The following is a 22,895-nucleotide window of genomic DNA, read 5'->3' as shown; positions in this document are numbered from 1 at the left end:
CGTCCGGCGGAGCGACCGGGCGTCGGAAAGCCGGTTAGCCGGTCGGCGTCGTGGGCAGCTCTGGTTGGATCTACGGAGATGTCGGCGCGAAGGGGTGCAGCGTGACTGGTCAGCACGAGATCGTCCATATCGGGGGTTACACCGCGCGGAGCGGCGGGCGGGCCAGCGGCATCGTCGCCGCCCACCGGGACCCGGCCACCGGGGCTCTGACCCCTATCGGCACGGTGGCGGTCACGCCGTCGCCGTCGTTCCTCGTGCGGCACCCCACCCAGCCGGTGCTCTACGCGGTCAACGAGTTGACCGACGGCCAGGTCAGCGCCTGGCGGGTCGGGGCGGACGGCGCGCTGGACGCGCTCGGCAGCTTCTCGACCGGCGGTGCCGAGCCCTGCCACCTGGCGGTGCTGTCCGACGGGGGGCACCTGGTGGCCGCCAACTACGGCAGTGGGAGTGTCGCGGTCTTCCCGCTCGACGCCCAGGGTGCGCCCGGTGAGCGCACCGATCTCGTGGTGCACGAGGGCCACGGCGCCGACCCGGAACGCCAGGACCGGGCGCACGCCCACATGGTCAATCCGGACCGCGGCGGGGGGCCGCTGCTGGCGGTGGATCTCGGCACCGACTCGGTCTACCGGTACGACCTGGACACCGCGAGCGGGCGGCTGGTGCCGCGCGGTCCGCGGATGCGCACGGTGCCCGGCACCGGACCCCGGCACCTGGCCCGTCATCCCGACGGCCAGCGCTGCTACCTGGTCGGCGAGCTGGATGCTTCGGTCACCGCGTACGGGTTGTCCGACGATGGCGCGTTGCACCAACGGGGTCGGGTCGACGCGAGCGGCCGGACCGGTCACGTGCAGCCGTCGGAGGTCGCGGTGGACGAGGACGGGCGTTTCCTGTACGTCGCGAACCGGGGTGTCGGCACCATTGCCGTGTTCGACCTGGCCGGTGAGCTTCCCGCGCTGGTGTCCGAAGTGGACACCGGTGGAGAGTGGCCGCGACACTTCGCGCTGATCGGGGAGCACCTCTACGTCGCCGACGAGCGGGCGGACATGGTGCGGGTGTTCCGGCGGGACGCGAGCACCGGCACCCCGACCCCGGTCGGCGAGCCCGTTCCGGTGGCGAGCCCGACGTGCGTCCTTCCGTGAGGCGGACGTTCGACGGACGTGAATGCGAAAGCCGGACCGGTTTGGCAACGCCGTGGGGCGGATTCATCACTCTCTGTCGCTAAATGGTGATCAACTGTTTCTCCTGCGTAACTTTAGTCCGAACGGATGTGGCAGAGACGGCACCTAATACGCAAGATGGTCAGCGTGTCTGGCCGCCATCGAATGCGTTCGAAACTCCATCTAGCAGCCGCCGCCGCGACGGCGACGGTTCTCGTCGTCACCACCGGCGTCTGGTTCGGCTACAAGGAGCTGATCCAGCCCAGCTGTTCAGGGGAGATCCGGCTCGCCGTGGCGGTCGCCTCCGAGCTGGCCCCCGCGGTGGACGCCGCCGCCTCCCAGTGGGTCAAGGACGGTGCAGCGGTCGGCCCGACCTGCATCCGTGTCGATGTCTCGGCGTCCGATCCGGTCGACGTGGCTGCCGTGGTGGCCGCGAAGCACGGCGCGGTGCTCGCCGGCGTCGGGCAGGCCAGTGGCACGGCCGTCACCCCGGACGTCTGGGTGCCGGACTCCTCGACCTGGCTGCTGCGCCTCAAGAAGGACGCGACGGCGTTCGCGCCGACCAACGGCGCCTCCATCGCGCGCAGCCCGGTCGTCGTGGCGATGCCCGAGCCGGTTGCCACGAGGCTCGGCTGGCCCAACGCCAAGTTCACCTGGACTGATCTGCTCAAGCAGGTCAACAGCAGCAAACCACTGCGTACCGGAATCGTCGAGCCGACCCGGGACGCGGCGGGCCTGTCCGGCCTGCTCTCGCTGACCACGGCCGCCAGCGGCGCCGGCGGCGACGCCCAGCGCAACACCGTCGGGGCGCTGCGGGCGCTGGCCACCGGCCGCTCCTCGCTCCGCAACGACCTGCTGGCCCGCTTCCCGACCGCCACGGACCCGACCTCGATCGCCAGCGCTCTCGGTGCGGCTGCGCTGTCCGAGGAAGACGTGATCGCGTACAACAACAAGAAGCCCCCGGTGCCGCTCGCCGCGCTCTACATGGAGCCGGCCCCGATGCCGCTGGACTACCCGTACGCGGTGCTGCCCGGTATCGAGCCGACCAAGGCGGCGGCGGCGAAGGTGCTGTACGAGCTGCTCACCGCCCCGAAGTTCCGTGACCGCCTGGCGGCACAGTCGCTGCGCGGGCCGGACGGCAGTTGGGGTGCCGGCTTCAACGCGCCGCAGGGCGCCCCGAGCCCGGCCGGTGGCGCGTCGAGCGCCCCGGCGACCGGCGGCACGGCGGCGGGCGGGTTGGACCCAGCCGCGATACAGCGTGTCGTGTCCAGTTGGTCGATCGCCACCCAGTCCGGCCGGATGCTCGCCGTCATCGACGTCTCCGGCTCGATGAAGGACGAGGTGCCCAGCGCCAACAACCGCAGCCGCGAGGAGGTCACCGTGGACGCGGCCCGCCGCGGCCTCGGGCTCTTCGACGACTCCTGGTCCATCGGCCTGTGGACCTTCTCCACCAAGCTCGTCGGCAACCGGGACTACCGCGAGCTGGTGCCGATCGGGCCGCTCTCCGGCCAGCGGGCCCAGTTGGAGGGCGCGCTCGCCACCGTCAAGCCGTCCAGCGGTGACACCGGCCTCTACGACACGATGCTGGCCGCGTACCAGGCGGTGCAGGAGGACTGGCAGCCCGGCCGGGTCAACTCGATCGTGCTGTTCACCGACGGCAAGAACGAGGACGACAACGGCATCAACCAGCAGCAGCTGCTCGCCAAGCTCAAGCAGATCGCCGACCCGGAGCGGCCGGTCCAGGTCATCATGATCGGTATCGGCGAGGGTGTCAGCAAGGCCGAGCTGGAGTCGATCACCAAGGTGACCGGCGGCGACGTCTTCGTGACCAAGGACCCGAGCGAGATCGGCAGCATCTTCCTCACCGCCATCGCACGGCGCCCACCAGCACCGCGCTGACCCGCCGCACAGCACAGGAACCCGTCGTACCGCCGAGCCGGTACGGCGGGTTCCTTTTATGGCTGCGGGATTGAGGAAAAGTGACGGCAATACGTCGGAAGCAATCGGCAGTCATAGTTGTCAGGGCAGGATGTCGACGTGTTCCGGCAATGTCGGTCCGCCTCTGGCCCGACCTGTCGGCCGGGGCCGTCCTGAGCAGAGTGGGAGGGCCGGTGACCGCGGCGACACTGTTGACCCCCGCCGACAGCTCGGCGACGTCAAAGGACCGTCCGAGCGGCCTGGTGGCCCGGGCCGACGAACGTTCCTACATTCGCGTCCTGGTGGTGCTGGACACCACCATCCTCATCATCGCGTTGTTCGTCGGCTACGTCGGCCGGTTCGGTGACGAGGAGCCGGTCGGCTCCAAGATCCCGTACGTGCTGGTGGCGCCCGGTCTGGTCCTGGCCTGGCTGATCTCCCTCAAGGCGCTGGGGTGCTACGACGACCGGGTGGTCGGCTACGGGGCGGACGAGTACCGGCGGGTCAGCTCGGCGAGCCTACGACTGGCCGGAGCGATCGCCATCGCCGGTTACATCGCCGACGTCGGCGTCTCCCGTGGCTTCCTCGGCATCTCCTTCGCGGTGGGCACCGTCGGGCTGGAGATGACCCGGTTCGCGGCGCGCAAACGCCTGCACCGGGCCCGTTCGAAGGGTGCCGGCTGGTCCCGTCGGGTGCTCGTCGTCGGCGACACCGCGCACGTCCTGGAACTCGTGCACACCCTGCGGCGCGAGCCGTACGCCGGCTACCAGGTGGTCGGCGCGTGCATCCCCGACGCGTTGCTCGCGCCGGTGGCGCAGCGGCTCGGCGACGTGCCGGTGGTGGGGTCGTTCCGGGGCATCCCGGAGGCCGCGACCGCGATCGGCGCGGACACGGTGGCGGTGACCGCCTCCGGCGAGCTGACCGCGGCCCGACTGCGCCGGCTCGGTTGGCAGCTGGAGGGGACCGGCGTCGACCTCGTGGTGGCCCCCGCGCTCACCGACGTGGCGGGCCCGCGGATCCACACCCGCCCGGTCGCCGGACTGCCCCTGATCCACGTCGAGGCACCCGAGTTCCGCGGCGCGCGCAAGCTGGTCAAGGGCTTCGTCGACCGGTCGATGTCGTCGATCGCCCTGGCGCTGCTCCTGCCGCTGATCGCGGTCATCGCGTTGGCCATCAAACTGGACAGCCGGGGGCCGGTGTTGTTCCGGCAGGTCCGGGTGGGCCGGGGTGGGCAGGAGTTCGGGGTGTTCAAGTTCCGGACGATGGTGGTCAACGCCGACGCGCTGCTCGCCGAGTTGGCGATCCGCAACGAGACCGACGGCCTGATGTTCAAGATGCGTGACGACCCCCGGGTGACCCGGGTCGGTCGGCTGCTGCGCAAGTGGTCGCTGGACGAGCTGCCGCAGCTGGTCAACGTGCTGTTGGGCCAGATGAGCCTCGTCGGGCCGCGTCCGCCGCTGCCGTCCGAGGTGGCCCGCTACGACGGCGACGTGGCTCGGCGACTGCTGGTCAAGCCCGGCATGACCGGGTTGTGGCAGGTCAGTGGCCGGTCCGACCTGAGTTGGGAGGACGGCATCCGACTCGATCTCTACTACGTGGAGAACTGGTCGCTCGCCGCCGACCTCACCATTCTGTGGAAGACCGCCGGCGCGGTGCTGAACAGCCGCGGCGCCTACTGACCGGCGCCGCTCAGAACTGCGGCCCGGTCCAGTCCAGGCAGACCACCACGGCGTCGTCGACCAGGTCGCCGGCCACGAAGGCGCGCAGGTCACCGAGCAGCGACCGGACGGCGTCCAGCGGTTCCATCGGGCCGGTCCGTCGCAGGAACCGGTCCAGCGCCGTCTCGCCGTAGCGCACGTTCCGCCCAGTGGCCTCCACGACGCCGTCGCTGACGACGAACAACCGGTCGCCGCGTTCCAGCGTGAACGTCTGCTCGTGGTAGTCGGTCGCCTCGAACATGCCGAGCGGGAACTGCGCCTCCAACGGCTGCTCGGTGACCTCGCCGCGGCGCAGGAGGACGAGCCGTGGCGAGCCGGCGTCCACCACCGTCATCGTCCCCGAGCGCAGGTCCAACTCCATCAGTAGCGCCGAGAGGTGCCGCTTGCCCCGGTACTCGTCGTAGACGGCCTGGTCGGCGAGGGCAGCCTGGTCGCCCAGACCGAGGCCGGCCCGGCGGGCGTTGCGCAGCGCGTGGGTGGCCAGCGACGTGAGCAGTGCTGCCGCGACACCCTCACCGCTGCCGTTGACCGTCGAGAGCCAGAGCCGTTCCCCGTCGTCGGACCAGTCGAAGCTGTCACCGCGCACGGCGTACGCCGGTTCGAGCTGCCCGGCCAGGCTGAACGACGTCCGGACCCGGCTGCGGCCGGGCAGCAGGTCCCACTGCATCTCGGCGGCCAGCGTGAGCCGCTGACTGCGCCGCGCGACGCTGTAGACGTCGGTGCCGGGGGAGACTGCGGCCAGCTCGTGTGCGAGCGAGGTGGCGATGTCCGCCAGCTCGCCGAGCACCCCTGCGTCGTCGGCCACCGGCGCGAGCCGCAGGACGCCCCGGCGTTCGCCGCGCATGGTGACCGGCAACCAGGCGACACCGTCGACCACGATGGGTGACTGGTGGTCGAACGCGCGCCAGGCGGGGTGCCCCGCACCCCGGAGAGCGTCACCCTCGCTGAGCGGCAGCAGCTCCGCGAGGCGGTAGTCGACCTGGTACAGCTCGGTCTCGCTGATCCCGTACGCCTGGTCGAGGACCCGGCCGACACCACCCACGAGGCGGTCGGCGGGTGTCTCGTTCAGGGTGCGGCGTGCCCGATCGACCGGTTCGCTCATCAGGCCTCCTTGATCAGAGCTCGACCACCAGCGGGTTCGGAGTAGTCTCGGGCCACCATGGCCGAACACAACGGTCCACCGGACCCTGCGACGAGTATGGCCGCCGCCCTGGACGCGGCGGCGGGTGCCCTGTTGGGCGTCTGGGACTCCGCCCGCGAGGCGACCGCCAGCCGAGTCTCCGGTGCCCAACTTCGGGCGGTGATGGTCGTGGAGCAGTACGACGGGATCAACCTACGCCGGCTCGCGACCCGACTGGACATGTTGCTGAGTTCCGCCAGCCGGCTCTGCGACCGGTTGGTCGCGGCCGGCATGCTGGAGCGCGAGCCGGGCCGCTTCGACCGGCGGGAGATCTCCCTGCACCTCACTCCCGAGGCCCGCCGGCTCCTCGCGGAGTTGCGCACCGACCGCCAGGAGCGGCTCGCCGCCGTGCTGGCGGCGATGACCCCGGCCGGCCGTGCCGCGCTGGTGAGCGGGGTGCGGGAGTTCGACGAGGTCGCGCGTCGGCAGCAGGCGCGGAGCACGCCGGACGACGACCGGCCGGGTGGGCGAGGGGACTGGCCGCACGACCCGGACCGGCCCGACGGGCCGGTGCGGGAGTCGCCGGAGCAGCCGGACCGGCCGACCCGACAGGTGTGGCAGAGCGGGCCGGCGGGTCCAGAGCGGATGACGGGTACGCCGCGCGAATGGCCCACCGGAGAACCGCCCGTGGCGCGGACCGCCTGAAGGGTCCGGTACGCGGGTCAGCCTGGTGTCGACGCGCACATCGCCAGCATGGCGATGTCGTCGTGAGCCTGCCCGCCCACCCACTCGTCGACCACCTGGAGCAGCCTGTCGACCAGGGCGGCCGGCGGCAGATCGGCTGCCGCGGCGAGCGCGGCGCGCAGCCGGTGCTCACCGAACTTCTCCACGTGCGCCGGGCCGCCGTTCGCCTCGGTCACCCCGTCGGTGTACGCGAGGAGCAGGTCGCCCGGGTCGAGGTGTACCCGCACCTCGGTGAACCGGGCGTCGGCCAGCGCGCCGACCGGCATCCCGCCGACCGGGACTCCGGCGACGGAACCCGAGGCGGTGACCAGCAGCGGCGCGGGGTGGCCGCCGCCGGCGATCCGCAGGTCCACCCCCGTCGGCCCGTGCTCCAGCGACCCGAGCAGCAGGGTGGTGAGCTGGCTGCGCCGTGCCGCGTCGGGCGCGTCGAAAAGGGTGCGGTTGAGCAGCTCGATCAGCGCCAGCGGTCGCTGCTCGACGAGTCGTAACGTCTGTAGCGACTGACGGACCCGGCCGGTCAGCACCGCCGCTCCGACGCCCCTACCGGACACGTCACCCAGCGCGAACAGCGCTCCCCGCGGCTGCGGGAACACCTCGTAGAAGTCCCCGCCGATGCGCATCGTGTCGCCTGCGGACCGGTAGCCGCCGCCCATCCGCACGCCCGGCACCGTCGGCAGGTCCGGCGGGAGCAGGCTGGTCTGCAACACCCGGGCCAGGTGGGCCTGCTCGCCGTACAGCTCGGCGGCGGCCAGCGCCGCGCCGGCCCGAGCGGCGAACTCGCGGGCCAGCTCGCGGTCGCGGGTGTCGAAGTCGGCCCGCCCGGCTCGGCGGACGAGCAGCAGAGCGCCGGCCGGACCGCCGGGGCCGCGCATCGGGCTGACCAGCACCGCGCCCGGCCGGCCGAAACCGGGCGGGAGCAGGACGGCCAGGTCGGTGACGTCGTCGGCGTCCAGCCCGGGTGTCGGCTCGGTGGTTTCGCCGTCGAGCGCCGCGCCCAGGCCCGGGACGAGGTCGGTCAGCTCCGGTCCGGTCACCCCGGTCACCGGGCCCGGCTCGTCGTCGGCGTACCGCGTGAAGCGAGGGCGCGGCTCGGCCGGCGCGGCGGGACGGAGCAGGGCCACGGCGGCATCGGCCAGGTACGGCACGGCGAGGGTCACGGTGGTACGGAGTGTCTGGTCCCGGTGCAGTGCGAGCCCGAGCCGGCTGCCGGCCTGGGCGAGGAAGGCCGTCCGGGAGCGCTCGGCCAGCAGGGCGTCGGTGCGGGCGTGCTCCTCGGTGACGTCGCGGACGTACCAGGCGTACCGGTTGCCCGCGAGCTGCCGCCGGGCGCCGTGCAGGTGGCGGCCGTGGTGCTCGGCCTCGAAGGCGCCGGTGCCGTCGTGTACGGCCCGGGCCAGCGCCACCACCGGGCACCGGGACAGCTCGACGCCCGGGACGAGCTCCGGGAGCAGGGCCGCCGCCCGGGCGTTGACCAGGGTCACCCGGCCGGTCTCGTCGGTCGTCAGCACCGCCTCGGCGAGCCCGTCGAGCAGCTCGCGGGCCAATGGCGAGTCGGCCGACAGCGGGCTTCCGGCGTGGCAGGTCGGACGGCGCGACGCGGGCTCGTCACCGCCGACCGGACCGGCGATGCCGCCCCGTCGGATCGTGGTCACCGCCCGACGCCGGCCCGCGTCCGACGACCTGTGCGCATGCTGCTCCTCGGCTCCTCACCTGCCGGTCGTTGCTCGATGGCAAGCGTACCGAGGCGCACCGACACGACCGGAGGTCGTCGCCTCCGGTCAGCCGGCGCGACCCAGCCAACCGGCGGGGCGGGCGACGATCCGCCGTACCACCGAGCCGGCCGCGCCCACGGCGGCGGCCTCCGGCCCGAGGGTCGAGGGGCGGACCGAGACCGGCGACCAGGCGGCGGTGAGTACCCGGGCCCCGATCTCGGCGAGCACCGGCGGGCAGAGCCAGGGTGCCAGCGGGGCGTACCCGCCGCCGAGGACCACGGTGTCCAGGTCCAGCAGGTTCACGACACTGGCGACCGCCACCCCGAGGGCCGTGCCGGCGTCGTGCAGCGCGCGCAGCGCGTCCGGGTCACCGGCCTCGGCCAGCTCGGCCAGCCGGGCCGTGGCGGTGTCGGCGGGAAGCTCGGCCCGCACCAGCCCGGCGGCGGTGACGATCGCCTCCTGGCCGGCGTACTGCTCCAGGCAGCCGCGTCCTCCGCAGCGGCAGGGCCGCCCCTGCGGATGCACGGGGAAGTGCCCGATCTCGCCACTCCAGCCGCGTACGCCGCGGAACAGCGCGCCGTCCAGGACGATCCCCGCGCCGATGCCGACCTCGCCGGAGATGTGCAGGAAGCTGGCCGGGCCGGGTGGCCGGGAGTGCAGCTCGCCGAGCGCCGCGAGGTTGGCCTCGTTGTCCACCATCAGCGCCGGTACGCCCGGCACCTGGTCGGTCAGGGCCGGGTGCGCGCTGAGCAGCTCGGGCACCGGCACGTCCCGCCAGCCGAGGTTCGGCGCGAGCCGGACCTGCCCGGAGTCGTCGATCAGGCCGGGTACGGCGAGCGCGGCCCCGGCGAGGGTGAGGCCCTGTCGGGCCGCGTCGGCGCGGGCGTGCCCGGCGAGGTCGACGAGTCGGGCCAGGGCGTCCTCGGGCGCGACGGGGCGCAGGTCGGCCCGGTGCACGGTGCGGTGGCGGACCTGACCGGCGAGGTCGACGACGCACACCGTCAGATAGTCGACGTTGACCTCGAGACCGAGCCCGGCCGGACCCGTGTCGGCCAGGACGAGTCCACGCGCCGGACGGCCGGCCCCGGCCCGGGGCGCCGGGTCGGCCTCGCTGACCAGTTGGCCCGCGAGCAGGTCCTCGACGACCGCGGAGACGGTGGCCCGGGTCAGGCCGGTGGCCGTGGCCAGGTCGGCCCGGGACGGGGGGCGGTCGGCGGCGGCGATCCGGCCGAGGACCAGGGCGAGGTTGAGCTCGCGCAGGCTGCCCTGACGGGCCGCGCCGGCCGGGGCGTGGGTGGGGCTCACCCCTTGACACTGCCATAGGGCGGGCAAATAATTCAATCGCTGAACAAATACCTGACACCACCATCCCGGAGGTCACCCATGGCACCTCGTCCCACCCCCGCCGACAAGTTCTCCTTCGGGCTCTGGACCGTGGGCTGGCAGGCCCGCGACCCGTTCGGCGACGCGACCCGCCCCGAGCTGGACGCCGTCGAGGCCGTGCACCGTCTCGCCGAGCTGGGCGCGTACGGCATCACCTTCCACGACGACGACCTGATCCCGTTCGGCGCGGACGCCGCGACCCGCGACCAGCACATCGCGCGGTTCCGCAAGGCCCTCGACGAGACCGGCCTGGTGGTGCCCATGGTCACCACCAACCTCTTCACCCACCCGATCTTCAAGGACGGCGGCTTCACCAGCAACGACCGCGAGGTCCGCCGCTTCGCGCTGCGTAAGGTGCTGCGCCAGGTCGACCTGGCCGCCGAGCTGGGCGCGAGCACCTTCGTCATGTGGGGTGGCCGCGAGGGTTCCGAGTACGACCTCGCCAAGGACGTCCAGGCCGCCCTGGACCGGTACCGCGAGGCCGTCAACCTGCTCACCCAGTACTCCATCGACAAGGGCTACAACCTGCGCTTCGCGCTGGAGCCCAAGCCCAACGAGCCGCGCGGCGACATCCTGCTGCCCACCATCGGGCACGCCCTCGGCTTCATCTCCCAGTTGGAGCACCCGGAGCTGGTCGGCCTCAACCCGGAGGTCGGGCACGAGCAGATGGCCGGGCTCAACTACGCCCACGGCATCGCCCAGGCGCTCTGGCAGGGCAAGCTCTTCCACCTGGACCTCAACGGCCAACGTGGCATCAAGTACGACCAGGACCTGGTCTTCGGTCACGGTGACCTGATGAACGCGTTCGCCCTGGTGGACCTCCTGGAGAACGGCGGCCCGAACGGCGGGCCGACCTACGACGGTCCCCGGCACTTCGACTACAAGCCCTCGCGTACCGAGGACATGGACGGTGTCTGGGCGTCGGCCGCGGCGAACATGAGCACCTACCTGCTGCTCAAGGAGCGCGCGGCGGCGTTCCGCGCCGACCCGGAGGTCGTCGAGGCGCTGGCCGCCAGCAAGGTCGGCGAGCTGAGCACGCCGACGCTCGGCGACGGCGAGGGCTACGAGGAGTTCCTCGCCGACCGGTCCGCGTTCGAGGACGTCGACGTCGACGCGGTCGCCGCCCGGGGCTTCGGCTTCGTCCGGCTCAACCAGCTCGCCGTCGAGCACCTGCTCGGCGCTCGCTGAGGCCCCGCCATGCCGCTGGTCGCGGGCGTTGACTCGTCCACACAGTCCTGCAAGGTGGTCATCCGGGACGCGGAGACCGGCGCCCTGCTCCGGCAGGGCCGGGCGCCGCACCCGGACGGCACCGAGGTCGACCCGGAAGCCTGGTGGAAGGCGCTGCGCAGCGCCGTCGACGAGGCCGGTGGGTTGGCCGACGTCGCCGCGGTATCGGTCGCCGGCCAGCAGCACGGCATGGTCTGCCTCGACGAGGCGGGCGGGGTGGTCCGTCCGGCCCTGCTGTGGAACGACACCCGCTCCGCCGACGCCGCCGCCGACCTCGTCGAGGAGGCCGGCGGCGGCGAGGCGGGGCGTCGTTTCTGGGCCGACGCCACCGGCAGCGTGCCGGTGGCGAGCTTCACCATCACCAAGCTGCGCTGGCTGGCCCGTCACGAGCCGGAGCAGGCCGCCCGGGTGGCCGCCGTGTGCCTGCCGCACGACTGGCTGACCTGGCGGCTGGCCGGCGCGCCCGGTCTGTCGGCGCTGCGGACCGACCGGGGTGACGCCAGCGGCACCGGCTACTGGTCCCCGGCCACCGGCTCCTATCGCCCGGACCTGCTGGAACGGGCTTTCGGTCGGCAGCTCGTGGTGCCCGAGGTGCTGGGCCCGGCCGACTCGGCCGGCCGGCTGAGCGATGACCTGGGCAGCGCGGTGCTGGGCGCGGGCACGGGCGACAACGCCGCCGCCGCGTTCGGCGTCGGCGCCGGGCCCGGCGACGTGGTCGTCTCGATCGGCACGTCCGGCACGGTGTTCAGCGTGGCCGACGTGTCGGCGGCCGACGACAGCGGTGCGGTGGCCGGCTTCGCCGACGCGTCCGGCCGCTTCCTGCCGCTGGTCTGCACGCTCAACGCCGCGCGCGTGCTGGACGCCGCCGCCACGATGCTCGGCGTCGACCTGGACGCGCTCGCCGAGCTGGCCCTGTCCGCACCCGCTGGAGCGGACGGGCTGGTCATGGTGCCCTACCTGGAGGGTGAGCGCACGCCCAACCGTCCGCTGGCCACCGGCGCGGTGCACGGCCTGACCCTGCGCACCTCGACCCCCGCGCACCTGGCCCGGGCCGCCGTGGAGGGCATGCTCTGCGCCCTCGCCGACGGTCTGGACGCGCTGACCGCGCAGGGTGCCACCGTCCGCCGGGTCATCCTGGTCGGCGGTGGGGCACGGTCGGCAGCGGTCCGCCGCATCGCACCGCAGGTCTTCGGCTGCCCGGTCGTCGTCCCACCCGCCGGGGAGTACGTCGCCGACGGGGCCGCCCGCCAGGCCGCCTGGGTCGCCCTGGGCGGTGCGACACCACCGCAGTGGGAGGTCAAGGGCACCGAGGAGTACGCGGCGGAGCCCGTCCCCGCCGTCCGTGAGCAGTACGCAGCAGCCAGCGGACTGGTGCTCGACCGGCGCTGAGCGTCGGATCGACCGGGTGGGCGTCGGTCAACGGTGATCGACGTCCACCCGCGTGCCAACCGGCTCGGCCGAGTCTGATTGGCTGCTGGTCATGACGGTGACCAGTGGCGGGCGGGAGCAACGCTCGCACGGCCGGGGCGGCGGCCCGGTGCACCGGCTGTACAGCGTCGTGGTGTTCGTGGTGCTCGCCTCGCTGGACAACGTGGCGATCGGGCTCGTCCCCCCGCTGTACGGGCCGATCGCCCGGACGTTCGACGTCTCGGCCGGGCTGCTGGGCCTGGTCACCGCCGTCAGTTTCCTGGTCAGCGCGGTCGCCGCGGTCGGCTGGGCGTACGTCGGCGACCGCAGCAACCGCAAGCCCCTGCTCATGGTGGGCACGCTGCTCTGGGCGGCGGGCACCGGCGGCAGCGCGCTCGCCGGCGGGTACCTCACGTTCCTGGCCACTCAGCTCGTCGCGGCGATCGGCCTCGGCGCGGTGGGCTCGGTCGGCTTCTCGGTGGTCACCGACCTGATCTCACCGGCCCGGCGCGGGCTGGTGATGAGTTTCTGGGGGCTCTCCCAGGGTGTCGGCACGCTCGCCGGCACGCTTGTCGGCGGGCTGCTCGGGGCGAACGACTGGCGGCGGCCGTTCCTGTTGCTGACCGGGGTGGGCGTCGCCGCGACCCTGGCGTACCTGTTCACCTACGACATCCGACGCGGCCAGAGCCAGCCGGAGCTTGCTGGCGCGCTGGATGCCGGCGCCGAGTACGACTACCGGATCAGCCGGGCCGATCTGCCACGCATCCTGGACCGGCGGACCAACCGGTGGCTGATCCTGCAGGGTCTGACCGCGCAGGCCGCCTTCGGCTCGCTGGTGTGGCTGCCGAGGCTCTTCGCCGAGCGGGCCGAGGCCCAGGGCTACTCCGAGTCCACGGCGGTGGTGGTCGGCAGCGTGTTCGCCACCCTGTTCCAGCTCGGCGGTGTGCTGTCCATCGTGGGTGGTCTGATCGGCGACGCGGTGCAGCGACGTACCCCTCGGGGTCGGGCCCTGGTCGCGGCGGTCGGCATCCTCGCCGCGCTGCCGTTCTACCTGGTGTTGTTCTTCGTGCCGGTGACCATCGACGTGCCGGACGGCGCGGGCGGCGGCGCGGTCGTCGGCGCGGTGCTGGCAAGCGTGATCACCGAGCCGTCGGTCGGGCTGAGCCTGCTCACCGCCGTGGTGGCGCTCGCGTTGACCTCGGCCAACTCGCCGAACTGGTTCGCGCTGATCGCCGACGTGAACCCGCCGGAGCACCGGGGGACCGTCTACAGCCTTGGCAACCTGGTCAACGGGGTCGGTCGCGCGGCCGGCAACGGGCTGGTCGGGGTGGCCTTCCAAGCGCTGCGAACGGCATTCCCTCCACCACTGAACTTCGCCGTCGGGCTGGCCGCGTTCCAACTCTTCTTCATCCCGACGGGCGTCATGTACTGGCTCGCGTCCCGCAGCTCACCAACGGACATCAAGAACGTGCACGGCCTCCTGGAAACCCGCGCCACGCGTCTCTGACCCACCCCCTCCCTCCCCACCCTCCCCCCTCCCCACCCCGCGATCTTGCACTTTCTGTCGCGACAAAGCGCCCATACAGGCTTACCTCGGCGACAGAAAGTGCAAGATCGGCGCTGTTGCGGTGGGGTGTGGATCAGCCTCGGAGCCAGACCGTCACGTCGGTGGGGATCGTGCCTTCGGTCAGGGGTGCGCTGGTGGCTAGTACCTCGGCGTTGGGCGGGAGCGGCACGGGGGCGTCGCCAAAGTTGGTCAGCACGGTCAGCTCACCGTTGCGGAACACCAACGTCTCGTCATCGGAGGACAGCCACTCGAGCGTGCCCCGGCCCAGACCGTGGGCACGGCGCAGCCGCAGCGCCTCGCGGTACAGCTCGTACGTCGAGCCGGGCACGTCGCGCTGCCGGTCCAGCGCGTACTCCGCCCAGGACGGCGGCTGCGGCAGCCAGCTCGCGTCGGTGGGCCCGAAGCCGTACGACGGGGCGTCGGCCTCCCACGGGATCGGCACCCGGCAGCCGTCGCGGCCCCGCTGGGTGTGCCCGCTGCGTGCCCAGGTCGGGTCCTGTCGGGCCTCGTCCGGCATCGTGGTGTGCTCGGGCAGGCCCAGCTCCTCGCCTTGGTAGAGGTACGCGGAGCCGGGCAGGGCGAGCATCAGCAGGGTAGCCGCCCGCGCCCGGCGCAGACCGAGCGCGGCGTCCGGCTGCGGGTCACCGATACCGATGCCGTTGGGCCGGCCACCACCGATCGCCAGACCGAGCCGGGAGGCGTGCCGCACCACGTCGTGGTTCGACAGCACCCAGGTCGTCGGCGCGCCGACCGAGTCGGTCGCCTCCAGGGACCGGGTGATCACCGCGTACTGGGCCGGAGCGGTCCACGCGGCGAGCAGGTACTCGAAGTTGAACGCCTGGTGCATCTCGTCCGGGCGGACGTAGCGGGCCAGGCGCTCGGCCGGCTCCACCCACGCCTCGGCGACCAGTACCCGGTCGCCCGGGTAGCTGTCGAGGACCTGCCGCCACTGCCGGTAGATCTCGTGCACGCCCTCCTGGTCCCACATCGGCGGCCGCGGCTTGTCGATCTCGTTGCCGGAGAGGATCTCCTGGGGCTCCTGCCAGTCGGGCAGGTTGGCCTGCTTGATGAGGCCGTGCGCGACGTCGACCCGGAACCCGTCCACCCCGCGGTCCAGCCAGAACCGCAGGACATCCAGGAACTCCTCGTGTACCTCCGGGTTGTCCCAGTTGAGGTCCGGCTGGCCGGTGTCGAACAGGTGCAGGTACCACTGGCCGGGCTGCCCGTCCGGATCGACCGTCCGGGTCCAGGCCGGGCCCCCGAAGACGCTCTGCCAGTCGTTCGGCGGCTGGTCCCCGGCCGGGCCGAGGCCGTCCCGGAAGATGTACCGGGACCTCGGGAGGCTGCCCGGGCTGGCGGCCAGCGCCTCCTGGAACCAGCGGTGCGCCGACGAGGTGTGGTTGGGCACCAGGTCGACGATCACCCGCAGGCCGCGGGAGCGGGCCTCGGTGAGGAGCTTGTCCGCGTCGGCGAGGGTGCCGAACAGTTGGTCGACGTTCCGGTAGTCGGCCACGTCGTACCCCGCGTCAGCCTGTGGGGACGGATAGAAGGGGGACAGCCACACCGCGTCCACCCCCAGCTCGACCAGGTGGTCGAGACGGGCGGTGATGCCCGGCAGGTCGCCGACCCCGTCGCCGTCGGAGTCGGCGAACGAGCGTGGGTAGATCTGGTAGATGGCGGCCTCGGTCCACCAGCCGGTGGGGGTCTGCTGAGTCGGGTCGGTGTTCAGGGTCGTCTCCCGTGTCGTGCCGTGGTTGATGTGTCAGTGTGCCCGGGGTGGTGCGGTGGACTCCCGGACGACCAGCCGAGTGGGCAGGATCACCGGCGAGTCGCCGTCGGCGGTGCGTTGACCGACGACCGGGCCCAGGTTGCGGTCCGCGAGCGGATCGAGCAGCATCCGGGCGGCCAGCCGCCCCTGCTCCGCGGCGGGCTGCGCGATGGTGCTCAGACCCAGCACGCCGGCGAGGTCGTGGTCGTCGATGCCGACCACGCTGACGTCCTGCGGTACGCGCAGCCCGGCATCGCGCAGGGCCGTCATCGCGCCCATCGCCATCTCGTCGCACGCGGCGACGATCGCCGTCGGCGGTTCACCGCGCGCCAGTAGTTCGGCGGCGGCCCGGTTGCCGCCGTCGATCGTGAACGACGACTCGACGTCCAGGCCCGGGTCGGGTCGCAGGCCGGCGGCCCGCAGCTCGGCCTGGTAGCCCCTGCGTCGGTCGAGGTGGGTGGTGTACGCCAGCTCGTCGTCGGGGTCCCCGGAGATGTGCGCGATCCGGTGGTGGCCGAGGTCGATCAGGTGGCGGGTGGCCATCCGCGCGGCGGCCACGTCGTCGATCCGTACGCAGGGCCAGTTGGGTACCCTGCTTCCGGAGCTGATGGTCACCCCGGGCAGGTCCAGGGCGGCCAGCGCGGTCCGGTCGGACGGGCGCAACGGCGTGGCGACCAGCATGATGGCATCGACCCGCTTGTGCAGGTTGGCGGTGCGCAGCACCCGCTGGCGGATCTGCTCCCGACCGCCGAGGTTGTAGAGCAGCAGGTCGTAGCCGGAGTGGTGAAGGTACTCCTCGACGGCCTCGACGACGGTACTGAAGAACCAGCGGGTGATCCGGGGTACCACCACCGCGACGGTGCCGGTGCGACCACCGGCGAGCCGGGACGCGCTCGGCGAGACCGCGTAGTCCAACTGCTCGGCGGCAGCGAGTACGCGGCGTCGGGTGGCGGCCGAGACCGTCGGCAGCCCGCGCAGCGCCCGCGAGACGGTGGCCGTCGAGACCCCGGCCAGCCGGGCGACGTCATCTATCTTCGTCATGGTTCCCCCGCTCGGTACCCGTTGCCCGCCGCCGCCCTCAGGGGTCGGGCGGCGGCGGGCAGGCGGGTCAGCCCTTGACGCTGCCGGCGAGCAGACCTCGCACGAAGAAGCGTTGCAGGGACAGGAATACGACGAGCGGTACAACGATCGAGACGAACGCGCCAGCGGTGAGCCGTTGCCACTCGTTGCCCCGCGTGCCGGCCATCTCGGCGAGCCGGACCGTGAGCGGGGCGGTTTCGTTGCCGCCACCGGCGAAGATCAGCGCGACCAGCAGGTCGTTCCAGACCCAGAGGAACTGGAAGATGCCGAACGCGGCCAGCGCCGGGGTGATCAGCGGCAACACGATGGTGCGGAAGATCTTCGGGTGGGTGGCCCCGTCGACCCGGGCCGCCTCCATCAGGTCTCCGGGGAGCTGCGAGATGAAGTTGTGCAGCAGGAAGACCGCGAACGGGAGCGCGAAACAGGTGTGCGCGAACCACACCTGGGCGAACTTCTGTTCGTCGACCAGGCCCCAGGCCGGCATCAGGGTGACGCCGCCGAGGGTGACGCCGGTGGAGAAGAACTTCAGTAGCGGCACCAGGGCCATCTGCAGGGGAACGATCTGCAACGCGAAGATCGCGATGTAGAGCCAGTCCCGCCCGCGGAAGTTGATCCACGCCAGCGCGTACGCGGCGAGGGACGCGAAGGCCAGCGGAAAGAGCACCGACGGGATGGTGATCGCCAGCGAGTTGATGAAGTAGCTGGCGAGCTGGCCCGACGACGCCGACCGCCCGAAGAGGACCTGTTGGTAGTTCTCGAGGGTGAACTGCGGGTTGGTGAACGCCGTCCACCAGCCGGTCGTCTTGATCTCGTCCTCCGGCCGGAGTGAGGAGATCAGCAGGCCGAAGGTCGGAATCGTCCAGACGACCGCGATGACGATCGAGACGAGCGTCGCCGTACGGCTGTTCAACCGCTTGCGAACCCGCCTGGCGGTGGACGTGGCGTCGGCGGTCTTCTGGGTGCCGGCGGCGACGGTGGGCGTTGCGGTCGTCATCTCAGCCCTCCCGCTGCTGACGGAGGTTGCGGATCTGGTAGATCACGACCGGGATGACCAGGATGAAGAGGAAGACCGCGAGCGCGGAGCCCTGCCCGTTCTGGCCGTACCGGAAGGCCTGGTTGTACATCTCGCTGGCGATCACGCTCGTGTCGTAGTTGCCGTTGGTCGAGGTCCGGACGATGTCGAAGACCTTGAGCGTGGCGATCGTGAGCGTCACCACCACGACGATCAGTGCCGGCCGGATGCTCGGCATGGTGATCTGCCAGAACATCTGCCACGGGCTGACACCGTCGAGCCGGGCGGCTTCGACGATGTCACCGGGGATGGCCTTGATAGCGGCGGAGAGCACCACCATGGCGAAGCCGGCCTGGATCCAGACCATGATGACGATCAGCAGCAGCGTGTTCAGGGGTGATTCGAGCAGCCACTGCTTCGGCTCACCGCCGAGGCTGACGACGATCTGGTTGAGCAGGCCGATCTGGTCGCCCTCGCCGCGGTACGCGTAGACGAACTTCCAGATGATGCTGGCGCCGACGAACGAGATGGCCATCGGTAGGAAGATCAGTGACTTGGCGACCGCCTCGAAGCGGGCCTTGTCCACCAGCACGGCGTAGATGAGGCCGAAGGCGGTTGCCACCAGCGGGACCAGGAGCACCCAGACCAGGGTGTTGATCAGGACCCGGAGCATCGAGCTGTCGGAGAACATCCAGCCGTAGTTGCGCAGCCCGACCCATTCGGTGCTGCCCCCGTTCATCAGGGAGAGCAGCATGGTGCGGATGGCCGGCACGACAAGACCGATGGTGAGCAGCAGCAGCGTCGGCAGCAGGAAGAACAGCGCGAAGAGCCCTTCCCGCTGCTTGGGCCGCCGGGTCAGTGGCGTGCCACTGACGGAAGCGGCGACGAGCTGAGCTTCCCGCCGTCGGGCGAACCAGGCCGGTACGACATCGAGCAGCAGGAGCAGACCGCCCACCACCAGCACGAAAGCGACCAGCCCGTACATCAGCATGAGGAGCTTCGGCTGCTCATCGGCGAAGTCGAACTCCATCAACCCTCCCTCTCGGGTCCAAATTGGCCGGTGGCCCGGCTCGCGGACGCGAACCGGGCCACCGCCGTGATCACTTCGGCCAGCTGCTCTCGATGCCCTGGAGCACCGGGGCGGTCTGCTTGCCGTTCAGCCAGTCGACCATGCCCTTCCAGAACGTTCCCGCGCCGACGGCGGCCGGCATCAGGTCGGATCCGTCGAAGCGGAAGGTGCCCGTCTTGTCCTGGAGGATCTCAACGGAGAGCTTGTCGATCGGGCTGGCCACGTTGGCGATGTCCAGCTTGTTGTTCGCCGTGACCCAGTTACCGAGCTTCGCGCGGCTGTTCACGTACTCGGCGGAGGCGAGGTAGGTCTGCACCGCCTGCACCTCCGGACGGTCGGCGTACGCGACGACGAACTCGCCAGCGCCGAGGACCGGCTTGCCCTTGGCCGGGTCGATGGCCGGGAAGTAGAACGCGAACGCGTCACCGTCCTGGGCCACCTTGGTGCCCTCGGGGAACTGGTTGGCGTAGAACGACGCCTGCCGGTGCATGGCGCACTTGCCGGTGGTCACCGGCAGACCGGCCTCCTGGAAGGCGGTGGTGGTGATGCTCTTGACCCCGCCGAAGCCGCCGTTGACGTACTTCTCGTTCTTGAGGATGCTGCCGGCGCGGTCGACCGCGTCGACGATCTTCGGGTCGTTGAAGGGGATGGCGTGGGTGGTCCACTGGTCGTAGACCTCGGGGCCCTGCGTCCGCAGGATCACGTCCTCGATCCAGTCGGTGGCCGGCCAGCCGGTGGCGTCACCGGACTCGACGCCCACGCACCAGGGCTTCATGCCGCTGGCGGCGATCTTGTCGCTCAGCGCGATGAGCTGGTCCCAGGTGGTCGGAACCTCCCAGCCCTTCTCCTTGAAGGTCTTGGGCGAGTACCAGACGAAGGACTTGACGTTGGCGCCGAGCGGCACGCCGTAGAGCGTCCCGTTGACGGTGCCGTACTTCAGCCAGTCGGCCGGCATGTTCTGCTCGGCCAGGGCCTTGGTGTCGGCGCTGAGGGACTTCAGCTTGCCGGCGTCCGCGAACCGCTTCACGAGGCCCGGCTGGGGCACGAAGGCGATGTCGGGGGCGTTGCCGCCGTCGACGCGGACGGGGAGCTGCGCCTCGAACTCGCCGCTGCCCTCGTAGGCGATCTCGATGCCGGTGCAGTCGGTGAACTGCGACCAGGACCGCTCCAGCAGGTCGGCCTCGGCGTCACGGATGGACGCGTAGATGGAGACCTTCTTGCCGTCGTTGCCCTGGTACTTCTCGTACGGGGCACACTCGGCAGATCCTGCTTTGTCGCTCTTCTTGTCATCGCCGGTACCGCAAGCGGTGGCGCTGAGCGCCAGCCCGAGTACACCGGCGATCACGAAGGCCTGGCGTGGTCTGGTAAAGACCGCCATGCCGTCCTCCTTCCTAGCCGGCGTGGTCTCGCTGACGACCCGCGCCGGTCCGATTGGGCGTGCACACATGTAAGCGCTTGCATCGGGTCTGGTCCACCCCCTGCCAGACACGAGCGAGTAACAATCCGGAAACCTTCGAGTTGCCTGGTGGGCGCGCTGCGGGGACAGGCTGGGGACTCTTTCGAAGATTGACGATATCTGTCAGGCTAGGGCCACCTCATCGAAGGTTTTCGACATAGGAGGAGCTGTATGCGCAAGCGGTGGATGAGCCTGCTGGTGACGGGTCTGCTCGTCGGGGGAGCGCTGGTGCCGGCGACCCCGGCGCTGGCCGCGCCGACCTTCAAGGTGCCGTTCCCGTGCGGCCAGTCCTGGTCCGGGCAGACGCGGTCGGACCACAGCCCGGCGTACGCCGTCGACTTCAACCGCACCGACGACCTCGGCGACCCCGTGGTGGCCAGCGCCCCCGGCACTGTCGACCGGGTCACCGACCTCGGCGGCACCAGCTACGGCAAGTACGTCCGGATCGACCACGGTGGCGGCTACACGACCTACTACGCCCACCTCAACGGCTTCAACGTCTCGGTCGGGCAGACCGTCGGCTACGGCAAGGTGCTCGGCTGGGTCGGCAGCACCGGCGGATCCACCGGACCCCACCTGCACTACGAGCAGCGCCTCAACGGCAGTGACATCCAGGTCAGGTTCAACGGCACCCTCGCGCTGTACTGGGGCAGCAAGAGCTACACCAGCAACAACGGCTGCTCCTCGGGCACCGGCAACGCCACTGTCGACACCAGTGGCACGCCGCTGACCGTCCGCTCCGGCCCCGGCACGGGCTACGCGTCGGTGGGCACCGTCGCCGACGGCACCCGGGTGACCATCGCCTGCCAGACCAGCGGCACCACGGTCACCGGTACCTACGGCACCAGCTCGATCTGGGACCGTATCGGCAGCGGTCGCTACATCGCGGACGCGTACGTCTACACCGGCTACGACGGCTACATCCCGGGCATCCCCCGCTGCTGACCCCCTGTGGTCTCCGGCGGGGTGACCCGCCGGAGACCTGCCGGTCCGTCAGACGTTCAGCCGCCAGATCGACAGGTTCAGCGCGGCGGCGAAGGTGACCCACGCCCAGTACGGCAGCAGCAGCGCCGCCGCGACCCGGGACACCCGGGCGAAGAGCACCACGGTGAGGCCGATCGCCAGCCACATCACGACGATCTCGGCGAACGCCAACCCGTACCGCCCCGCGCCGAAGAACAGTGGCGTCCAGATGGCGTTGAGCACGAGTTGGGCGGTCCACGCCCACAGGGCGGGGGAGAAGCCGACCCTGCGCCAGACCAGCCAGCCGGCGACGGCGATCAGCGCGTAGAGAACCGTCCATACCGGGCCGAAGAGCCACGACGGCGGTGCCCAGTCCGGCTGGCGCAGGCTCGCGTACTCGTCGGTGGTGCCCCGCACTCCGAGCCCGCCGATCGCGGCCGCGACGAAGACCGCCGCCGCGAAGCCGGCGAGCGCCCAGCGCGACCGCCGGCCGGAGGCGGGCCGTGCCTCGCGAGATATCTCCATGGTCGAGATATTTCCACCGAGCGTCAGGTCAAACACCAAAAAAGCGCCGGGGCCGCTGCGGCCGGTGCTTCTGTCGGGAGGACGAAGCTCCGGTCGCGGCGACCCCGACGGGTCCCGGTTTTCGTGAAGAGTGTGGTTGGAAGGACGAGCGTCAATTGAAGATGCTGACACCACCCGGGCCGACCAACAGCCCGACAACGATGAGGACGATGCCCCACAGGATCTGCCGGCGGAACAGCGCGAGGATGCCGGCGACCACGAGTACGACTGCGAGAATCCAGAGAATCAGCTCCATGACCTCTGACTACCCGACCCGCCGAGCGGGGAAACCTGGTCCGTGTCGAGTTGATCCCCGACATGAAAGACGCTGTACGCCTGCTTGATCACCGGGTGCGCCACGTTGCGCACGCGTACCCCTCCCGGGGTGGTGCCGCGCTCGGTGCCGGCGTGCGCGTGCCCGTGCAGGGCGAGGGCGGTGGGGGCCGAGTCGATCGCCTGTCCCAACTGGTACGAGCCCAGGAACGGGTAGATCTCCAACGGCTCACCGAGCAGCGTGTCCGGGACCGGGGCGTAGTGCGTGAGCGCCACCAGCATGTCGCAGTCCAGCGAGCGCAGGGCCGTGCCGAGGCGGTCCGCGCTCTCGTTGGTGGTCCGGACGAACGCCTTCATCTCCGGCTCGCCGAAGTCGCTCGCGCATCGGCCGGCGAACCCCCCGCCGAAGCCCTTGACCCCGGCGATGCCGAGCCGGCCGCCCGCGCAGTCCAGCACGACGCCGTTGCCCTCCAACACGGTGATGCCCGCGTCCTCCAGCACCTTCACCACCTGTGGCACCTGGTCACACTGGTGGTCGTGGTTGCCCAGCACGGTGACCACCGGTACGGCCAACCCACCGAACTCCTCTGCCACGCAGCGCGCCTCGGCCTCGGTGCCGTGCCGGGTCAGGTCGCCGGCCAGCAGCAGCACGTCGGCGCACTCCGGCAGCTCCTCCAGCGCCGGGCGGAACCGGCCGACCACGTCCTCGTCCAGATGCACGTCGCCCACGGCGGCGATCCGGATCACCATGAAACCTC

Annotated in this window: 19 protein-coding genes; 8 read left to right on the top strand and 11 right to left on the bottom strand. The window is 71.4% G+C overall.

Annotated elements, in window-relative coordinates:
* The first annotated feature begins 101 nt into the window (after nt 1-101).
* The 3 genes from ABZU91_RS19245 to ABZU91_RS19235 all read left to right on the top strand — a co-directional run bounded on the left by ABZU91_RS19245 (nt 102) and on the right by ABZU91_RS19235 (nt 4,753).
* A complete protein-coding gene (locus tag ABZU91_RS19245) occupies nt 102-1,139 on the top strand; it encodes a lactonase family protein (protein ID WP_355241887.1) in 1,038 nt (345 codons plus the stop codon).
* Between the two features lie 183 nt (nt 1,140-1,322).
* Complete coding sequence (locus ABZU91_RS19240) at nt 1,323-3,056, top strand: substrate-binding domain-containing protein (RefSeq protein WP_355241884.1); 1,734 nt, start codon at nt 1,323-1,325, stop codon at nt 3,054-3,056.
* Between the two features lie 212 nt (nt 3,057-3,268).
* Nucleotides 3,269-4,753, top strand: a complete 1,485-nt coding sequence (locus ABZU91_RS19235; RefSeq protein WP_355241881.1) for a sugar transferase — start codon at nt 3,269-3,271, stop codon at nt 4,751-4,753.
* 10 nt (nt 4,754-4,763) lie between these two features.
* On the opposite strand, the gene ABZU91_RS19230 is transcribed toward ABZU91_RS19235, so the two are convergent.
* Entirely contained in the window at nt 4,764-5,894 is a 1,131-nt protein-coding gene (locus ABZU91_RS19230; RefSeq protein ID WP_355241878.1) for a PP2C family protein-serine/threonine phosphatase, read from the bottom strand.
* 57 nt (nt 5,895-5,951) lie between these two features.
* On the opposite strand from ABZU91_RS19230, the gene ABZU91_RS19225 reads away from it, so the two are divergent.
* Nucleotides 5,952-6,617 (top strand): MarR family transcriptional regulator, encoded by a 666-nt coding sequence (locus ABZU91_RS19225; protein ID WP_355241875.1) that lies wholly within the window; start codon nt 5,952-5,954, stop codon nt 6,615-6,617.
* A gap of 17 nt (nt 6,618-6,634) precedes the next feature.
* Here the strand turns inward: ABZU91_RS19225 and ABZU91_RS19220 are convergent, their stop codons facing one another.
* Together ABZU91_RS19220 and ABZU91_RS19215 are read right to left on the bottom strand one after the other, a co-directional pair.
* The gene (locus tag ABZU91_RS19220; protein ID WP_355241872.1) at nt 6,635-8,308 is read right to left on the bottom strand and encodes a PP2C family protein-serine/threonine phosphatase; all 1,674 of its coding nucleotides are present in this window, start codon (nt 8,306-8,308) and stop codon (nt 6,635-6,637) included.
* A gap of 126 nt (nt 8,309-8,434) precedes the next feature.
* Nucleotides 8,435-9,673, bottom strand: coding sequence for an ROK family transcriptional regulator (locus ABZU91_RS19215; RefSeq protein ID WP_355241869.1), 1,239 nt, complete (start codon nt 9,671-9,673; stop codon nt 8,435-8,437).
* Nucleotides 9,674-9,751: 78 nt separating this feature from the next.
* On the opposite strand from ABZU91_RS19215, the gene xylA reads away from it, so the two are divergent.
* The 3 genes from xylA (at nt 9,752) to ABZU91_RS19200 (ending at nt 13,892) form a co-directional block, all read left to right on the top strand.
* Nucleotides 9,752-10,939, top strand: coding sequence for a xylose isomerase (gene xylA / locus ABZU91_RS19210; protein WP_355241866.1), 1,188 nt, complete (start codon nt 9,752-9,754; stop codon nt 10,937-10,939).
* 9 nt (nt 10,940-10,948) lie between these two features.
* Nucleotides 10,949-12,367: a xylulokinase gene (gene xylB / locus ABZU91_RS19205; RefSeq protein ID WP_355241863.1), complete on the top strand. Its 1,419-nt coding sequence runs from the start codon at nt 10,949-10,951 to the stop codon at nt 12,365-12,367.
* A gap of 91 nt (nt 12,368-12,458) precedes the next feature.
* Complete coding sequence (locus tag ABZU91_RS19200; protein WP_355241860.1) at nt 12,459-13,892, top strand: MFS transporter; 1,434 nt, start codon at nt 12,459-12,461, stop codon at nt 13,890-13,892.
* A 133-nt stretch (nt 13,893-14,025) separates the two neighbouring features.
* On the opposite strand, the gene ABZU91_RS19195 is transcribed toward ABZU91_RS19200, so the two are convergent.
* The 5 genes from ABZU91_RS19195 to ABZU91_RS19175 form a co-directional block, all read right to left on the bottom strand.
* Nucleotides 14,026-15,681 (bottom strand): glycoside hydrolase family 13 protein, encoded by a 1,656-nt coding sequence (locus tag ABZU91_RS19195; RefSeq protein WP_355241976.1) that lies wholly within the window; start codon nt 15,679-15,681, stop codon nt 14,026-14,028.
* 33 nt (nt 15,682-15,714) lie between these two features.
* Complete coding sequence (locus ABZU91_RS19190; protein WP_355241857.1) at nt 15,715-16,761, bottom strand: LacI family DNA-binding transcriptional regulator; 1,047 nt, start codon at nt 16,759-16,761, stop codon at nt 15,715-15,717.
* A 67-nt stretch (nt 16,762-16,828) separates the two neighbouring features.
* Nucleotides 16,829-17,794 (bottom strand): carbohydrate ABC transporter permease, encoded by a 966-nt coding sequence (locus tag ABZU91_RS19185; RefSeq protein ID WP_355241854.1) that lies wholly within the window; start codon nt 17,792-17,794, stop codon nt 16,829-16,831.
* Nucleotide 17,795: 1 nt separating this feature from the next.
* Entirely contained in the window at nt 17,796-18,842 is a 1,047-nt protein-coding gene (locus ABZU91_RS19180) for a sugar ABC transporter permease (RefSeq protein WP_355241851.1), read from the bottom strand.
* Between the two features lie 70 nt (nt 18,843-18,912).
* Nucleotides 18,913-20,259 (bottom strand): ABC transporter substrate-binding protein, encoded by a 1,347-nt coding sequence (locus ABZU91_RS19175; RefSeq protein ID WP_355241848.1) that lies wholly within the window; start codon nt 20,257-20,259, stop codon nt 18,913-18,915.
* A 249-nt stretch (nt 20,260-20,508) separates the two neighbouring features.
* Between ABZU91_RS19175 and ABZU91_RS19170 the strand changes: the two genes are divergently transcribed.
* Nucleotides 20,509-21,282: a peptidoglycan DD-metalloendopeptidase family protein gene (locus ABZU91_RS19170; RefSeq protein ID WP_355241845.1), complete on the top strand. Its 774-nt coding sequence runs from the start codon at nt 20,509-20,511 to the stop codon at nt 21,280-21,282.
* A 48-nt stretch (nt 21,283-21,330) separates the two neighbouring features.
* Here the strand turns inward: ABZU91_RS19170 and ABZU91_RS19165 are convergent, their stop codons facing one another.
* The 3 genes from ABZU91_RS19165 to ABZU91_RS19155 form a co-directional block, all read right to left on the bottom strand.
* The gene (locus tag ABZU91_RS19165; protein WP_355241842.1) at nt 21,331-21,825 is read right to left on the bottom strand and encodes a TspO/MBR family protein; all 495 of its coding nucleotides are present in this window, start codon (nt 21,823-21,825) and stop codon (nt 21,331-21,333) included.
* 151 nt (nt 21,826-21,976) lie between these two features.
* Nucleotides 21,977-22,120 carry a GPGG-motif small membrane protein gene (locus ABZU91_RS19160; RefSeq protein ID WP_007464364.1) on the bottom strand — a complete coding sequence of 48 codons (144 nt, stop codon included), beginning with the start codon at nt 22,118-22,120 and terminating at the stop codon, nt 21,977-21,979.
* Nucleotides 22,111-22,887: a metallophosphoesterase gene (locus ABZU91_RS19155; RefSeq protein ID WP_355241839.1), complete on the bottom strand. Its 777-nt coding sequence runs from the start codon at nt 22,885-22,887 to the stop codon at nt 22,111-22,113. Before ABZU91_RS19155 ends, ABZU91_RS19160 begins: the two co-directional genes overlap by 10 nt.
* Nucleotides 22,888-22,895: the final 8 nt, after the last annotated feature.

It is taken from the genome of Micromonospora sp. NPDC005174, from assembly GCF_040608495.1.
Classification (GTDB): domain Bacteria; phylum Actinomycetota; class Actinomycetes; order Mycobacteriales; family Micromonosporaceae; genus Micromonospora.
The sequence above is the reverse complement of the archived record's forward strand: the minus strand, read 5'-3'. Positions and strand labels throughout refer to the sequence as shown.

What these genes read in the sequence shown, in the direction of transcription:
- ABZU91_RS19200 (WP_355241860.1), top strand. Translation starts at nt 12,459, where the DNA reads ATGACGGTGACCAGTGGCGGGCGGGAGCAACGCTCGCACGGCCGGGGC.
- ABZU91_RS19160 (WP_007464364.1), bottom strand. Translation starts at nt 22,120, where the DNA reads ATGGAGCTGATTCTCTGGATTCTCGCAGTCGTACTCGTGGTCGCCGGC.
- ABZU91_RS19185 (WP_355241854.1), bottom strand. Translation starts at nt 17,794, where the DNA reads ATGACGACCGCAACGCCCACCGTCGCCGCCGGCACCCAGAAGACCGCC.
- ABZU91_RS19165 (WP_355241842.1), bottom strand. Translation starts at nt 21,825, where the DNA reads ATGGAGATATCTCGCGAGGCACGGCCCGCCTCCGGCCGGCGGTCGCGC.
- ABZU91_RS19240 (WP_355241884.1), top strand. Translation starts at nt 1,323, where the DNA reads ATGCGTTCGAAACTCCATCTAGCAGCCGCCGCCGCGACGGCGACGGTT.
- ABZU91_RS19170 (WP_355241845.1), top strand. Translation starts at nt 20,509, where the DNA reads ATGCGCAAGCGGTGGATGAGCCTGCTGGTGACGGGTCTGCTCGTCGGG.
- ABZU91_RS19175 (WP_355241848.1), bottom strand. Translation starts at nt 20,259, where the DNA reads ATGGCGGTCTTTACCAGACCACGCCAGGCCTTCGTGATCGCCGGTGTA.
- ABZU91_RS19155 (WP_355241839.1), bottom strand. Translation starts at nt 22,887, where the DNA reads ATGGTGATCCGGATCGCCGCCGTGGGCGACGTGCATCTGGACGAGGAC.
- ABZU91_RS19225 (WP_355241875.1), top strand. Translation starts at nt 5,952, where the DNA reads ATGGCCGAACACAACGGTCCACCGGACCCTGCGACGAGTATGGCCGCC.
- xylA (WP_355241866.1), top strand. Translation starts at nt 9,752, where the DNA reads ATGGCACCTCGTCCCACCCCCGCCGACAAGTTCTCCTTCGGGCTCTGG.
- xylB (WP_355241863.1), top strand. Translation starts at nt 10,949, where the DNA reads ATGCCGCTGGTCGCGGGCGTTGACTCGTCCACACAGTCCTGCAAGGTG.
- ABZU91_RS19190 (WP_355241857.1), bottom strand. Translation starts at nt 16,761, where the DNA reads ATGACGAAGATAGATGACGTCGCCCGGCTGGCCGGGGTCTCGACGGCC.
- ABZU91_RS19180 (WP_355241851.1), bottom strand. Translation starts at nt 18,842, where the DNA reads ATGGAGTTCGACTTCGCCGATGAGCAGCCGAAGCTCCTCATGCTGATG.
- ABZU91_RS19230 (WP_355241878.1), bottom strand. Translation starts at nt 5,894, where the DNA reads ATGAGCGAACCGGTCGATCGGGCACGCCGCACCCTGAACGAGACACCC.